Annotated in this window: 10 protein-coding genes and 1 tRNA gene; 5 read left to right on the forward strand and 6 right to left on the reverse strand. The window is 67.2% G+C overall.

Going from position 1 to position 14,244, the window contains the following annotated elements; translation table 11 throughout:
- The first annotated feature begins 20 nt into the window (after positions 1–20).
- On the forward strand, positions 21–1,361 hold the full coding sequence (locus tag MHEC_RS18050; protein WP_048891257.1) for a flavin monoamine oxidase family protein: 1,341 nt from the start codon (positions 21–23) through the stop codon (positions 1,359–1,361).
- Here MHEC_RS18050 and MHEC_RS18055 read toward each other — a convergent pair.
- The 4 genes from MHEC_RS18055 to MHEC_RS18070 form a co-directional block, all read right to left on the reverse strand.
- Positions 1,356–2,327, reverse strand: coding sequence for an alpha/beta fold hydrolase (locus tag MHEC_RS18055; protein WP_048891256.1), 972 nt, complete (start codon positions 2,325–2,327; stop codon positions 1,356–1,358). The two genes, MHEC_RS18050 and MHEC_RS18055, sit on opposite strands and share 6 nt — an antisense overlap.
- A 727-nt stretch (positions 2,328–3,054) precedes the next feature.
- Positions 3,055–3,128: transfer RNA gene (locus MHEC_RS18060), tRNA-Met, on the reverse strand.
- 132 nt (positions 3,129–3,260) lie between these two features.
- Positions 3,261–6,251: a UPF0182 family protein gene (locus tag MHEC_RS18065; protein ID WP_048891255.1), complete on the reverse strand. Its 2,991-nt coding sequence runs from the start codon at positions 6,249–6,251 to the stop codon at positions 3,261–3,263.
- Positions 6,252–6,319: 68 nt separating this feature from the next.
- Entirely contained in the window at positions 6,320–7,345 is a 1,026-nt protein-coding gene (locus MHEC_RS18070; protein ID WP_048891308.1) for a YlbL family protein, read from the reverse strand.
- 86 nt (positions 7,346–7,431) lie between these two features.
- On the opposite strand from MHEC_RS18070, the gene MHEC_RS18075 reads away from it, so the two are divergent.
- The 3 genes from MHEC_RS18075 to MHEC_RS18085 are packed head-to-tail and all read left to right on the forward strand — an operon-like array spanning position 7,432 to position 11,108.
- Complete coding sequence (locus tag MHEC_RS18075; RefSeq protein ID WP_071700044.1) at positions 7,432–8,817, forward strand: zinc-dependent metalloprotease; 1,386 nt, start codon at positions 7,432–7,434, stop codon at positions 8,815–8,817.
- Positions 8,818–8,854: 37 nt separating this feature from the next.
- Positions 8,855–9,721 carry a cyclodehydratase gene (locus tag MHEC_RS18080; RefSeq protein WP_372507333.1) on the forward strand — a complete coding sequence of 289 codons (867 nt, stop codon included), beginning with the start codon at positions 8,855–8,857 and terminating at the stop codon, positions 9,719–9,721.
- A gap of 43 nt (positions 9,722–9,764) precedes the next feature.
- On the forward strand, positions 9,765–11,108 hold the full coding sequence (locus MHEC_RS18085; RefSeq protein ID WP_048891252.1) for a macrolide-binding ATPase MABP-1: 1,344 nt from the start codon (positions 9,765–9,767) through the stop codon (positions 11,106–11,108).
- A 20-nt stretch (positions 11,109–11,128) separates the two neighbouring features.
- Here MHEC_RS18085 and MHEC_RS18090 read toward each other — a convergent pair whose 3' ends face one another.
- Positions 11,129–11,395: a WhiB family transcriptional regulator gene (locus tag MHEC_RS18090; protein ID WP_048891251.1), complete on the reverse strand. Its 267-nt coding sequence runs from the start codon at positions 11,393–11,395 to the stop codon at positions 11,129–11,131.
- Positions 11,396–11,774: 379 nt separating this feature from the next.
- Entirely contained in the window at positions 11,775–13,877 is a 2,103-nt protein-coding gene (locus tag MHEC_RS18095; RefSeq protein WP_162490221.1) for an ATP-dependent DNA helicase UvrD2, read from the reverse strand.
- 101 nt (positions 13,878–13,978) lie between these two features.
- On the opposite strand from MHEC_RS18095, the gene mrx1 reads away from it, so the two are divergent.
- Positions 13,979–14,242, forward strand: a complete 264-nt coding sequence (gene mrx1, locus MHEC_RS18100; RefSeq protein ID WP_048891250.1) for a mycoredoxin Mrx1 — start codon at positions 13,979–13,981, stop codon at positions 14,240–14,242.
- The last annotated feature ends 2 nt before the right edge of the window (positions 14,243–14,244 follow it).

Raw genomic sequence — 14,244 nt, forward strand, 5'->3', positions numbered from 1 at the left:
GATGCGGTTGACTGTCGGGCATGCCGCAGTGGAATGCCGACGTCGCCGTGGTGGGCGCCGGTTTCGCCGGGCTCGTCGCGGCGCGGGAACTGGCCGGGCGCGGTCACGACGTGGTGGTGCTCGAAGGACGCGGCCGGGTGGGTGGACGTTCCCACACCGGTACGGTCGCAGGTGTGCCCGTCGATTTGGGCGGGACTTTCGTCGGACCCACCCAGGACGCGGTGCTGGGCCTGGCCGCAGAACTCGGAATCCCGACCGTTCCGACGTATCACGACGGCGCCAACCAGATCCGGTGGCGCGGGCGGGTCCGGTCTTATCACGGCACCATCCCGAAGTTGTCGCTGCCTGGGTTGCTTGACATCGGCCGGGTGCGTTGGCAATTCGAACGCATTGCCCGTGCGGTGCCGCTGGCCGAGCCGTGGACCGCCCGACGCGCGCGGGCGTTGGACGCCCAGTCGCTGGGCGGCTGGCTGCGCTCGGTGCGCGCCGGCGCCACCACGCGCGACCTGCTGGCCATCATGGCCCGGGTCACCTGGGGCTGTGAGCCCGACGAGGTGTCGATGCTGCACGCGGCCAGGTATGTGCGCGCGGCCGGCGGATTGGACCGGCTGCTCGACGTCGAAGACGGCGCCCAGCAGGACCGGTTCGCGGCTGGCACCCAGCAGATCGCTGAGAAGTCGGCGGCCGAGCTGGGCGAGCGCGTGGTGCTGGGCGCCGTAGTATTCCGCATCGACCAGCACCGTGGCGGTGTGACGATCAGCTGTGCAAAGGGTCGAGCGGAGGCACGATTCGTCATTGTCGCGATCCCGCCGGCCCACCGGGCGGCCATCGAGTTCGTGCCCGCGCTGCCGGCCGAATACCGCCGGCTGCCGGCGTGTTGGCCGCAGGGCCGGCTGAGTAAGGCCTACGCCGCTTACCCGACACCGTTTTGGCGGGCCAACGGCTTGTCCGGGCAGGCGTTGTCCGATGAGGGCCCGGTGTTCATCACCTTCGACGTCAGTCCGCGGCCCGACGGGCCGGGTGTCCTGCTGGGGTTCGCCGATGCCCGCCGCTTCGACCTGCTACCGGCCGACGAGCGCCGGCGCCAGGCGCTGGCAAGCTTTGCCTCACTGTTTGGCGACGCGGCTCTTGAGCCTGCTGACTATATCGATTTCCGCTGGGGCACAGAGGATTTCGCCGCCGGCGGTCCGACCGCGGCCGTGCCGCCGGGGTCGTGGACCCGCTACGGGCCGTGGCTGCGCCGCCCGCTCGGACGCATCCACTGGGCCGGCGCCGAGACCGCCGACGAGTGGACCGGTTTTTTGGACGGCGCCGTGCGCTCCGGGCGGCGGGCCGCCGCCGAGGTGGCAGAGCGGCTATGAGCTGATCCGCCCCGCGCCGGGGGCTTTGGCGGCCGCCCCGGCGAGGGCGCGCAGCTGCCGGTTGACTTCGGCGGGGTGTTCGAGCATCGCGCAGTGGCCGCCGGGTAGCTCGACGAGCCCGGCCAGATTGGGCGCCGCGCGAGCGATCCTGCGGGACTGGCTGATCGGGGTCAGCCTGTCCCGCTCACTGCCGATTACCAGCGTCGGCACGGTCAGTCCGGTCAGATTGATGTGCCGCCGTCCCAACGTGTCGGCCAGCATTTTGGCGCAGCCACCGCGCGCGGCCGGCGAAGTGGCCGCGAACAGGTCATAGATCAACGCCGCGACCGCAGGATCGGCGTCGGTTCCGACCGCCATCATCGCGATGAACTCGCGGATCGGTCCCCGCATCACACTCGGCGGCCTAACCCCCCCGAACGCGGCGATCAGCTGCCGGGCCGCCAGGACACGCGCTGCCGCGAACGGCGGCGGCACCGGCGCCAGCTTCATCTTGCGTACCAGGTCGCCGGTGGTGGTGTTGATCAACGCGACCGCATCGGCGCGGTGCGCGACCTTGTGGCGGTAGCGGTCGGACCAGGCGGCGATCGCGATGCCCCCCATCGAGTGGCCGGCAAGCACGGCGCGCTCTCCGGGCCTAAGCGTGGCCTCCAGCACCGCATCCAGGTCGGAGGCCAGGTGGCTGAGGCTGTAGCCGCCGCGCGGGGGCAGGCCGCTGCGCCCGTGGCCGCGGTGGTCGAACGCGATGACCCGATAATCGGCGGTCAGGTCGGCGATTTGGTAGTCCCACACACGGATCGCACACGTGAAGCCGTGCGACAGCACGATCGGGTAGCCGTCCTGGGGCCCGAAAACTCGAGTGTGCAAAAAAGTGCCGTCTGCCGCCCGCACGTTGACCGTGCTGCTGGGCGGCAATGCCGCGGACCGCACACGGGGACTGCTGCCCCACGGCAATCGTCGAGCACTCATCGCCGCTCCTCGGGTACGGCACCGTTGCCGTCGTTCGGGTGCGGTCAGTGTAGCCGGGGACGGTGCGGATCGTGGTCACCACGACGAACTCTCCGCGGATGAGATTGCCCGGTGTGAGCGGCGGTCAAACGCCGCGGCCGCCTGCGGCACCGGGGCGAAGGCCGCTCAGCAGGGCACCGCCTGGAATTCTTCGTGGCGGCATGCGAGATCGAGCACGTGGTGCGCGAGCTGGTTGGCGTCGTGGCCGCCGCGGTGCCAGCGGTACTCGCGAACCGACACCCACCGACTTCACCCGCATGACCGCCGATAAAATTCCCGCGTGAAATGATCTGGAGGAACATGAACCGACGCCTTGTCTTCAGCGCCATGCCGGTGGGCACTTTCACGATCGCGTTTGCGGCAATGATTGCGGCCGCGCCTTTGGCCGACGCGCAAACCGACGTCGAAAACAACTGCCGCAGTTCCGGTGGTCAATACTCGTCGCAAGTAGTGCAACCCCATTGGGGCGCTGAACCAGTTCTTATCGAGACATGCTGTACCGGCGGTGCAGCGGGACAGTGCACCACATACCGCGATGGCGTGCCCGGCCCCACATATGGAGGAGGCTGAGCAGTCGCAGATCCCGCGCTCGCCGGGGGGCCACGTCCCTGCCCCGGTGTTCACACAGCCAAAAGCCGCCAGCCCTGTGCTGGCGGCCGTTCGGCCTGGTCAAGGCCATCTTCTGTAGTAGCGGGGACAGGATTCGAACCTGCGACCTCTGGGTTATGAGCCCAGCGAGCTACCGAGCTGCTCCACCCCGCGCCGGTGAACTCAAGGTTACCGAAGACGTGCCACAGCGGCCAAATCGCAAGCTAGCTGGGCGAGCGGGCGCAAGCTGCCACAGTTGGCCGGCGTGCCGGCGGACAAACGCGCCCGCGCATGGCGGACCGAGCCCTATTTGGCGTTGTTGAACTTATTGATGGCGTCGTCGAGACGCTGCAGCGCGGCGCCATAGGCGGCGAAGTCGCCCTTTTTCTGCGCGTCGCGCGCCGCACTGATGGCGGACTGGATCTCTTTGAGCGCGGCGGCTTTGGCCGGGGACAACGTACTGCCCCCACTGGGTGCCGGAGGGACGGCCGCGCCGGGCGGCGGCGGTGTGGCCGCTGGCAGCGAATCGGCGGGTGCCCGGGCGCCCGCCGGCGGGCCGGGCGGCGCACCCGCGTCGGCGGGCGCGATCCCGGTCGCGGTGGCGCCCGCACCCGGGCCGAATATCTCCGTGAGCGCGTCGCTGACCGTCGGACCGTAGCCGACCTTGTCGTTGTACATCATTGCGACCCGGATCAACCGCGGATAGGACGAGGCGGCATCGCTGGCGCCCGGGGAAGCGTAGACGGGCTCGACGTAGAGCAGCCCGCCCTGGGCCACCGGCAAGGTGAGCAGATTGCCCCACCGGATGCGGTTCTGATTGTCGCGCCCAATCACCCCGAGGTCTTGGCTCACCGCGGTGTCGGTGGTGATCGCGTTGTTGGCCAGTTTCGGCCCGTTGACCTGTCCCGGAATGGTCAGCACGGTGATCTTGCCGTAGGTGGCGGGATCGGAGCTGGCGCTGATATAGGCGGCGAGGTAGTCGCGCTTGAAGCGGTTCATCGCGCTGGTCAACTGGTAGGACGCCGAATTGTCGCCCTTGGCAAGATTTTTCGCGACGATGTAATAGGGCGGCTGATAGCTGCTGGCGGTCGGGTTCGGGTCTAGGGGCACGTCCCAGAAATCGGACGTGGAAAAGAACGTCACCGGGTCGTTGACATGGTATTTCGCCAGCAGCATCCGCTGCACCTTGAACAGGTCCTCCGGATAGCGCAGATGCTCGGCAAGCTCGGGGGTGATCTCGCTCTTGGGCTTGACGGTGCCGGGGAACACCTTCATCCACGCCTTGAGCACCGGATCGCTCTCATCCTGGGCATACAGCGTGACGGTGCCGTCGTAGGCGTCGACGGTGGCCTTTACCGAGTTACGGATGTAGGACACCTGCTTCTCCGGGGCAAGCCGGTTGAACGCCACCTCGTTGGAGTCCGCGGTCGCCGTCGACAGCGAGGTCAGTTCGGAGTACGGGTAGTTGTCCAGCGTGGTGTAGCCGTCGATGATCCACACCAGCCGCCTGTTGACGATCGCCGGGTACACCGCGCTGTCGGTGGTCAGCCACGGCGCCACCGCTTCCACCCGCTGCGCCGGGTCGCGGTTGAACAAGATTTTACTGTTGGAGCCGATCACGTTGGAGAACAGAAAGTTTCGCTCGGCGAACTTGGCCGCGAACACGGTGCGCGACAACCAACTGCCGATCGGCACTCCGCCGCTGCCGGTATATGTGTAGTTCTTGGTTTCGGTGTTGGTCTCGTAGTCGTATTCGCGGTCTTTGCCGTTCTTTCCGACGATGGCGTAGTCGGCGGCGGTGTTGGAAATCACCGGCCCGAAATAGATACGCGGCTGGTCGAGACGAGCCGGACCGTCGGAGATCACGGTGCCGTTGGCGCCGACGACGTTGACCAAGAACTCCGGGTATCCGCCGTTTTGGTTGGGATCGTTGGCGATCCCGCGCACGGTGTTGGCGGGCGAGGCGATGAAGCCGTTGCCGTGGGTGTAGACGGTGTGGCGGTTGATCCAGTCGCGCTGGTTATCGATCAGCCGGTCCGGGTTGAGTTCGCGGGCGGCGACGACATAGTCGCGCAGGTTGCCGTCGCGGTCGAGGTACCGGTCGATGGACAGCTGGTCGGGAAAGTAATAGAAGTTTTTGCCCTGCTGGAACTGGGTGAACGCGGGGCTGACGATCGTCGGGTCGAGCAGCCGGATGTTGGAGGTGGTGGCGCGATCGGCGGCGACCTGCTGGGCGGTCGCCTGGGAGTCGCCGCTGTAATTGCGGTAGCTCACCACGTCGTCGGTCAGCCCGTAGGCGTGCCGGGTGGCACTGATACTGCGGCTGATGTATTCGCTTTCCTTCTGTGCGGCATTGGGTTTGACGCTGATCTGCTCGACGATCAACGGCCAGCCGGCCCCAACGATCAGCGACGACAGCAGCAGCAGTCCCAGCCCGATTGCCGGAATCCGTAAGTCGCGCAACGTGATCGCCGAGAACACCGAACCAGCGCAGATCAACGCGATCGCGACCATGATCAGCTTGGCCGGGAGCACAGCGTTGATGTCGGTATAGCCCGCGCCGGTGAACGGTTTGCCCCCGCGAGTGTGCGAGAGCAGCTCGTAGCGGTCTAGCCAGTAGGCGACCGCCTTGAGCAGCACCAGCGTTCCGACCAAACTGACCAGCTGAATCCGGGCCGAGCGGCTCAGCGCGCCGGTGCGTCCGGCGAGCCGGATACCGCCGAACACGTAGTGCGCGACAAGGTTTGCCGCCAACGCCAGAAACACGGCAACGAACAAATAACTGAGCACCAGCCGGTAGAACGGCAGCTCGAATGCGTAGAAGCCGAGATCCTTGCCGAACTGTGGATCCTTGATGCCGAAGTCGCCGCCGTGCAAGAACAGCTGAATCCGCACCCAATAGGTCTGGGCGATGATGCCTGCCAGCAGTCCTATCACCCCGGGGATGCCGAATCCGACCACCCGCAGCCGCGACAACACAACCGCGCGATAGCGCGCCACCGGATCATTTCCGTCACTGGGTACGAACACCGGCCTGGTCCGGTACGCAAGCGCCAGCCCGCCGAACACGATGCCGCCCACCAGCAGTCCGATCACCAGAAACACGAGCAGGCGAGTGATCAGCACGGTGGTAAACACGGAGCGATAGCCCAGCTCACCGAACCACAGCCAGTCCACGTAGCCGTCTATCAGCCGCGGGCCGATCAACAGCAGCGCGATGACCACGAGCGCGATCGCGATCAGTGTCCGGCTGCGCCGGGTCAGCTTCGGCATCCTTGCGGCGGGCCGCATCGCCACGAGCTACGCCCCCTGCTCAGTTTGACGGTGGTCGTCGGCGGTTTGGTGGATGGTCCCAACTGTACGCATCAGTTACAGCTCGGGGGTCGACCACCCGAGGTCAGTGTGTGCAGCGCGTCCACTGCCTGGTCCAGGGTGTCGACCTTCACCAACTGCAGGCCGGGCACGCTGTCGGCGTTGGCCTCATAACAGTTCTTCGCCGGAACCAGAAACACGGTCGCCCCGGCCGCGCGGGCGGCCACCATCTTGTGCATGATGCCGCCGATCGGGCCCACCTTGCCCTCGGCGGTGATAGTGCCGGTACCCGCAACGAATTTCGAGTCGACCAGGTCCCCGGTCGTGAGCTTGTCGATGACAGCCAGGCTGAACATCAGACCCGCTGAAGGGCCGCCGACGTTGGCCAGGTTGAAGTCGATGACGAATGGCGCCCACGGCGCGTCGAGCACCGCAACACCCAAAAACCCGTAACTGCGATCGGGCTTGGAGCCCAACGTGATTCGCGCAATACCGGCGGGTGCGTTCTTGCGGCGGTAGTCGATCAGCACGGATTGACCGGGCTTGGTGTTCTTCAGCATCGACGTGAACTGGTCGACGTTGGTCACCGGGATGCCGTCCAATGCGTCGATGGCGTCACCGGCCTGCAGTTTGCCCGCCGACGGCCCGGGATCGTTGACGGTGGCGACGGTGACGGCCCGCGGGTACTTCAGGTAGCCCAGCGCGGCGTACTCGGCGCTGTCCTCGGACCGCTTGAAATCTGCGTTGTTGGCCTTGTCGATTTCGTCCCGCGACTTGCCGGGCGGATACACCAGATCCCGCGGCACCAGCTGTTCGCGACCCGACAACCACAGCGTCAGCGCCTCCCCCAGGGTCAGCTCGTCACGCTGGGACACCGTCGTCATGTTCAGGTGGCCCGACGTGGGGTGCGTCTGCGCTCCCTGGATGTCGACCACCTGCTTGCCGTCGACTTCGCCGAGGGTGTCGAAGGTCGGACCCGGGCCCAGTGACACGTAGGGCACCGTCACCACGGCGAGCAGAACGCCGAACACGACGATCGGCACCAGCGCCACCATCAGCGTCAGAATCCGCCTGTTCACGTCGCCAAGACTAAGCGCGGCCGACTGCTCTGACTTGAGCCGGTTCACTCACGGCGTGACAGCGGGCCGCGCGCCAACCGTCGCTGATGAGTACCGTTGGGGTTATGGCTGACCTGCCGTTCGGGTTCTCCGCCGGCGACGACCCGGATCGCGATAAGCGCGGGAAAAACGACCCCGAATCGGGTTCGGGGCCGTCGGACCCGTTCGGTTTCGGCGGCGACTTCGACATGGCCGACCTGGGCCAGCTCTTCACCCGCCTGGGTCAGATGTTCAGCGGCGCCGGCACTGTCATAGCCACCGGCAAGTCCTCCGGCCCGGTGAACTACGAGGTGGCCCGGCAGCTGGCCAACAGCTCCATCGGGTCCGTGGCGCCGATACCTGCCGGCACTAACTCGGCCGTCGCCGATGCGGTGCATCTCGCCGAAACCTGGCTGGACGGGGTAACCGCGATCCCTGCGGGCACCACCAAGGCCGTCGCCTGGACCCCCAACGACTGGGTCGACAACACCCTGGAAACCTGGAAGCGGCTATGCGATCCGATGGCCCAGCAGATTTCCACGGTGTGGGCCGCTGCGCTGCCAGAAGAGGCCAAGAACATGGCCGGTCCGCTGCTGTCGGTGATGTCGCAGATGGGCGGCATGGCCTTCGGCTCCCAGCTGGGCCAGGCGTTGGGCCGGTTGTCCCGCGAAGTGCTGACGTCTACCGACATCGGCCTGCCGCTGGGCCCGAAGGGCGTCGCCGCGCTGCTGCCCGAGGCCATCGAGTCGTTTGCTGCCGGGCTCGAACGACCGCGCAGCGAGATCCTGACCTTCCTGGCGGCCCGTGAGGCCGCGCACCACCGGTTGTTCAGCCATGTGCCGTGGCTGGCCAGTCAGCTGCTCGGCGCGGTCGAGGCCTATGCCAAGGGCATGAATATCGACATGGCCGGGATCGAGGAGTTGGCCCGCGACTTCAACCCGGCGTCGCTGACAGATCCGTCCGCCGTCGAGCAGCTACTCAATGAGGGTGTTTTCGAACCTCGGGCAACGCCGGAACAGACGCAAGCGCTTGAGCGGCTGGAGACACTGCTGGCATTGATCGACGGCTGGGTGCAGACAGTGGTGACCGCAGCACTGGGCGACCGGATTCCCGGTGCCGCCGCGATCAGCGAGACGCTGCGTCGGCGCCGCGCCACGGGCGGACCCGCCGAGCAGACGTTCGCCACGCTGGTCGGTCTGGAGCTGCGGCCGCGCAAATTGCGGGAGGCCGCGGTGCTCTGGGAGCGCCTGACCCAGGCCGTCGGCATGGATGCGCGCGACGGGGTATGGCAGCACCCCGATTTGCTGCCAGAGCCAGCGGATCTGGATGAGCCGGCCGCGTTCATCGACCGGGTCATCGGTGGCGACACAAGCGGCATCGACGAGATGCTTGCCGAATTCGAACGCGGCATCGACCGGGGCCAGGACGGCCCGGACGGCCCTGTGGATAACTGAGCAGCACAAAGCGCCCGGCATGGCACAGTGCCGAATTGTGCCGCACGCTCGAACGCCGACGGCGGTGTATGCGCTAGACCCGGCAATGCCCGTGCTGGTGCGTCCCGACGGCGCAGTCCAAGTTGGGTGGGATCCGCGGCGGGCCGTGCTGGTGCGTCCACCGCGCGGGCTGACCACCGGGGGCTTAGCCGCGCTGCTGCGAGCGATGCAATCGCGCACATCCCTGGCCGAGCTGCACCGCCAAGCGGCCGACCACGGTCCGGTCGATGCCGGCGAGCTGGCCGACCTCATCGCCCAACTAGTCGATGCAGGCGTCGCCACCAGGGGTCATCCACAGCGCCGCCGCTGGCGGTCGCCGACGATCCAGGTGCACGGCCGCGGCCCGCTGTCGGACCTGCTGGCCGAAGCCCTGCGCTGCTCGGGCTGCCGAATTCGGCGCACCAGCCAGTCCCACGCCACGCCGACACCCCTCGGCACCCACCTAGTGCTGCTTTCCGACTATCTGGTTGCCGACCCGCGGATGCTGCGCGACCTGCATAGCGAGGGCGTTCCGCACCTGCCCGTCCGGGTGCGCGACCGCGTCGGGCTGGTCGGGCCGCTGGTGATCCCCGGGTTGACCAGTTGCCTGGGCTGCGCAGATTTGCACCGCTGTGACCGCGACGCCGCCTGGCCGGCGGTCGCCGCTCAGTTGCGCGACACCGTCGGCGTTGCCGATCGGGCCACTTTGATGGCCACCGCTGCGTTAGCGCTGAGCCAGGTCAATCGGGTGATCGCAGCCGTACGCGGGACGGAAGCACCCGGACCCCGACCGCCCGCGGCGTTGAACGCCACCCTGGAATTCGATCTGCATGCGGGCTCTATTGTGGCGCGGCACTGGCCCAGGCACCCCTTGTGTTCGTGTTGACATCGGTTGTTGCTGGATCGATGCGGTCGCCTGGACACCCGTCATGGATGATGGATCTGTGACAGACATCAAACGGGGCCGCGCGGCGCGCAACGCGAAGCTGGCCAGCATCCCGGTTGGCTTCGCGGGCCGGGCAGCGCTGGGGTTCGGCAAAAGGCTGACCGGCAAGTCCTGGGATGAGGTCAACGCCGAGCTGATGCAGAAGGCCGCCAATCAGTTGTTCACCGTGCTCGGTGAGCTCAAGGGCGGTGCGATGAAGGTTGGGCAGGCGCTGTCTGTGATGGAGGCCGCGATTCCCGAGGAGTTCGGCGAGCCCTACCGCGAAGCGCTCACCAAGCTGCAAAAGGATGCCCCGCCGCTGCCGGCCCACAAGGTGCACCGGGTGCTCGACGCGCAGCTGGGCACCAAGTGGCGGCAGCGCTTCCTCGACTTCGGCGACACCCCGATCGCCTCGGCGAGCATCGGTCAGGTTCACAAAGCAATGTGGCACGACGGTCGTGAGGTCGCCGTCAAGATCCAGTACCCGGGTGCTGACGAGGCGCTGCGCGCCGACCTGAAAACCATGCATCGCATGGTCGGAGTGCTCAAGCAACTCGCACCCGGCGCGGACGTGGAAGGCATCGTCGACGAGCTGATCTCACGCACCGAGATGGAACTCGACTACCGGCTCGAAGCCGACAACCAGCGCGCCTTCGCCAGGGCCTACCAGGACCACCCACACTTCCTGGTGCCGCACATCGTTGCAAGCGCGCCGAAGGTGGTGATCCAGGAGTGGATCGACGGCATACCGATGGCCGAGATAATCCGCCGCGGCACCACCGAACAGCGGGACCTGATGGGTACCCGGCTGGCGGAGCTCACGTTTGACGCGCCGCGGCGGCTGGAGATGATCCACGGCGACGCCCACCCCGGCAATTTCATGCTCCTTGCCGACGGCCGGATGGGGGTCATCGACTTCGGTGCCGTAGCACCGCTGCCCGGCGGCTTCCCCATCGAGCTGGGGATGTCGATTCGGCTGGCCCGCGAGAAGAACTACGACCTGTTGTTGCCGACGATGGAGAAGGCCGGCTTGATCCAGAAGGGCCAGCAGGTGTCGGTGCGCGACATTGACGACATGCTGCGCCAGTACGTCGAACCCATCGAAGTCGAGGTCTTCCACTACACCCGCAAGTGGCTGCAACGGATGACGGTAGGTCGAATCGACCGGTCGGCGGCACAGATCAGAACGGTGCGGCAGCTGGATTTGCCGGCCAAGCTGGCGATCCCGATGCGGGTGATCGCGTCGGTGGGCGCGATTTTGTGTCAGCTGGACGCGCACGTACCGATGAAGGCGCTGTCTGAGGAGCTGATCCCTGGCTTCGCCGAACCCGACACGGCGGTGGTCTAGCCCCTGACGGTGTCACTGCGCTAGGCCGCGACAACCTCCTTGCGCGGGCGCCCACGCGGCCGCTTGCGACTTACGATCGTTCCGCGTTCGAGGATTTCACCGCCCCACACGCCCCACGGCTCGCCGCGTTCCAGCGCCTCGGCCAGGCATTGACGACGGATCGGGCACTGCGCACACAGCGCCTTGGCGCGCTCCAGGTCGGCTGGGTGGTCGGCGAACCACAAGTCGGGGTCGCGATTACACGGCAACTCTGGCAGCGGTCCGTCGCGGACTGTCAGGGTCGACATGTGGTGTTCACCTGCTTCCTGGTCGTGTGGCGGTGATGTCGGGAGATCCGGACCAGGTGGCGGGTAGGGCAAAACGAATGGCCACGGATCTCATCTGGGTCCGTGGCCAGGCGGTTCCGGTCAGCTAGGGCTTACCCAAAGCGTCGATCCACGGACTTTTCGGTCGCGGCAGCGGCGACCGCCGCAGCGGGATGAGCGGCGTGGAGGGTCCCAGCCGCGGCGACGAACACACTGGTGTTGACCATCGTGGGCGCCCTCCTCCCGACATGCTCGACCCGCACGGCCTCACGAATACGCAGCCTCGAGGCTAAACGGTCGCGAGCCCAACCGACAACCGATTTTCTGACCTGGGCTTTTGGCAGCGACCCGCAACATGGATTCACCGGCAGGTGCGCACCAGCGCCAGCACGTCGGATCCGAACTGTTCCAGCTTGCGGGCGCCAATGCCAGGGATGGCGACGAGCGCGGCCTCGTCGGCAGGCCGCATTTCGGCGATTGCCAGCAACGTGTTGTCCGTGAAGACGACGTAGGCCGGCACGTTCATGTCCCTGGAGGTACGCAACCGCCAGTCCTTGAGCCGCTGCAGCAATGCGTCGTCGACGTCACCGGGGCAGGTCTCGCAACGGCGCAGCAGCACCGCCGCCGGGGTGCTCAGCACACCGGCGCAGATGCGGCACCGCGGCGCGGGACCGCGAGCGCGTCGCCGTTTACCCGGCGCCGGGTCGACGCCGGCCTGCGGGGCGATCCCGTCGAGAAACCGCGACGGCTTGCGGCTCTGTCGTCCTCCCGGGTTGCGGGATCGTGCCCAACTGAGCGACAAATGCACACGGGCCCTGGTGATTCCGACGTAGAACAGTCGACGTTCCTCCTCGACGGGTTCGCTGGTCGTGCCGTGTGCCAGCGCATGCGAGATAGGTAACGTGCCGTCGGTCAAGCCGACCAAAAACACCGCATCCCACTCCAGGCCCTTCGCCGCGTGCAGTGATGCCAATGTGACGCCCTGCACCACCGGCGGATGGCGAGCATCGGCGCGCACACGAAGCTCGGCAACCAGGCCGGGCAGATCCAGCTGTGGACGTTGGGCCACCTCGTCATCGACCAGTTCGGCCAGCGCGGCCAGTGCCTCCCAGCGCTCCCGGGCCCGCGCGCCGGCCGGTGGTCGCGCGGTCAGTCCCAGCGGTTCGAGGACACCGCGCACCAACTGGGGAAGCTCGCCGTCCGCGCCGCGGCCAGCGGCTCGCTGCAATGCCAGCAGCGCCTGCCTGATCTCCTGGCGGCTGAAGAACCCTTCGCCCCCGTGGACCTGGTATGGAATGCCGGCCTCGGTCAACGCCTCCTCGTAGACCTCGGACTGCGCGTTGATCCGGTACAGCACCGCGATCTCAGCGTGCGGCGTGCCGGACTCGATGAGCTTCGAGATCGACGCCGCCACCGCGGCGGCTTCCGCGACCTCGTCGGGATGTTCGTGAAACGACGGGGCGGGGCCGGGGCTGCGCTGCCCGGTCAGCTGCAGCCTGCTGCCGGCCATCCGGCCACGCGCCGCCGCGATCACCCGGTTGGCCAGCGACACCACCTGCGGGGTGGACCGGTAGTCGCGCTCCAGGCGCACCACGGTGGCCCCGGGAAACCGTCGCGGGAAGTCGAGCAGGTAACGCGGCGAGGCCCCGGTGAACGAGTAAATGGTCTGGTTGGCGTCGCCGACGACGGTCAGGTCGTCGCGGTCGCCCAGCCACGCCGAGAGCACCCGCTGCTGCAGCGGCGTGACGTCCTGGTATTCGTCGACCACGAAGCAGCGGTAGCGGTCGCGGAATTCTTCGGCGACGCCAATGTCGTTTTCGATCGCGGCCGCAACGTGCAGCAGCAGGTCGTCGAAGTCGAGCAGGGCCGGCCCGTCGGTGCGGGTCTTGAGGCTTTCGTAGGCCTCGTATACCGCGGCGACCTGCGCGGCAGCCAGCGGCGTATCGCGGCCGGCCTGCGCCACCGCTGACGGGTATTGCTCGGGGCTGATCAGCGACGCCTTGGCCCATTCGATTTCGCCGGCCAGGTCACGCACATCGTCGGTGCTCGGCTGCAGCCCGCTGCGGTTTGCGGCGCGCGCCACCACCGCGAACTTGCTTTCCAGCAGCTGCCAACCGCGGTCGCCGACCACCCGCGGCCAGAAATACCGCAGCTGGCGATGCGCGGCCGCGTGGAACGTCAGCGCCTGCACCGCGCCGACATTGGCGCCTGTACGCGCGGCGGCGTCCAGCGCGCGCAGCCGCGAACGCATCTCGCCCGCCGCACGTTGGGTGAACGTCACCGCCAGCACCTGTCCGGCGGCCACATGACCGTCGGCGACCAGGTGGGCGATCCGGTGGGTGATGGTCCGTGTCTTGCCGGTTCCCGCACCGGCCAGCACGCAGACCGGTCCGCGGGGAGCCAGCACCGCCTCGCGCTGCTCGTCGTCGAGGCCGGCGATCACGGGGTCGGCGGCAACCGGCATGGCGTCCATCTTGGCAGCGGCCACCGACAAACCGGCGGTAGCGGCACGCCGCCGACATCGGTTCGTGCAATAGCGGCGACACCGTCTATGTTGAAGCAGCTATGACCGATGCTTTTCAGGCTCCGCTCACCATCTACACCACACCGTGGTGTGGCTATTGCCATCGACTCAAGACAGTGCTGAGGGCCTCAGGGATCACCTACCACGAGGTCGACATCGAACAAGACGCCGCAGCCGCGGAGTTCGTCGGTTCGGTCAACGGCGGCAATCGCACCGTTCCCACAGTCAAGTTCGCCGACGGGTCGACGCTGACCAATCCCGGTGTGGGTGCGGTCAAGGCGAAGCTCGCCGATCTTGCGGTTTGACC

It is taken from the genome of Mycobacterium heckeshornense (assembly GCF_016592155.1).
Classification (GTDB): domain Bacteria; phylum Actinomycetota; class Actinomycetes; order Mycobacteriales; family Mycobacteriaceae; genus Mycobacterium; species Mycobacterium heckeshornense.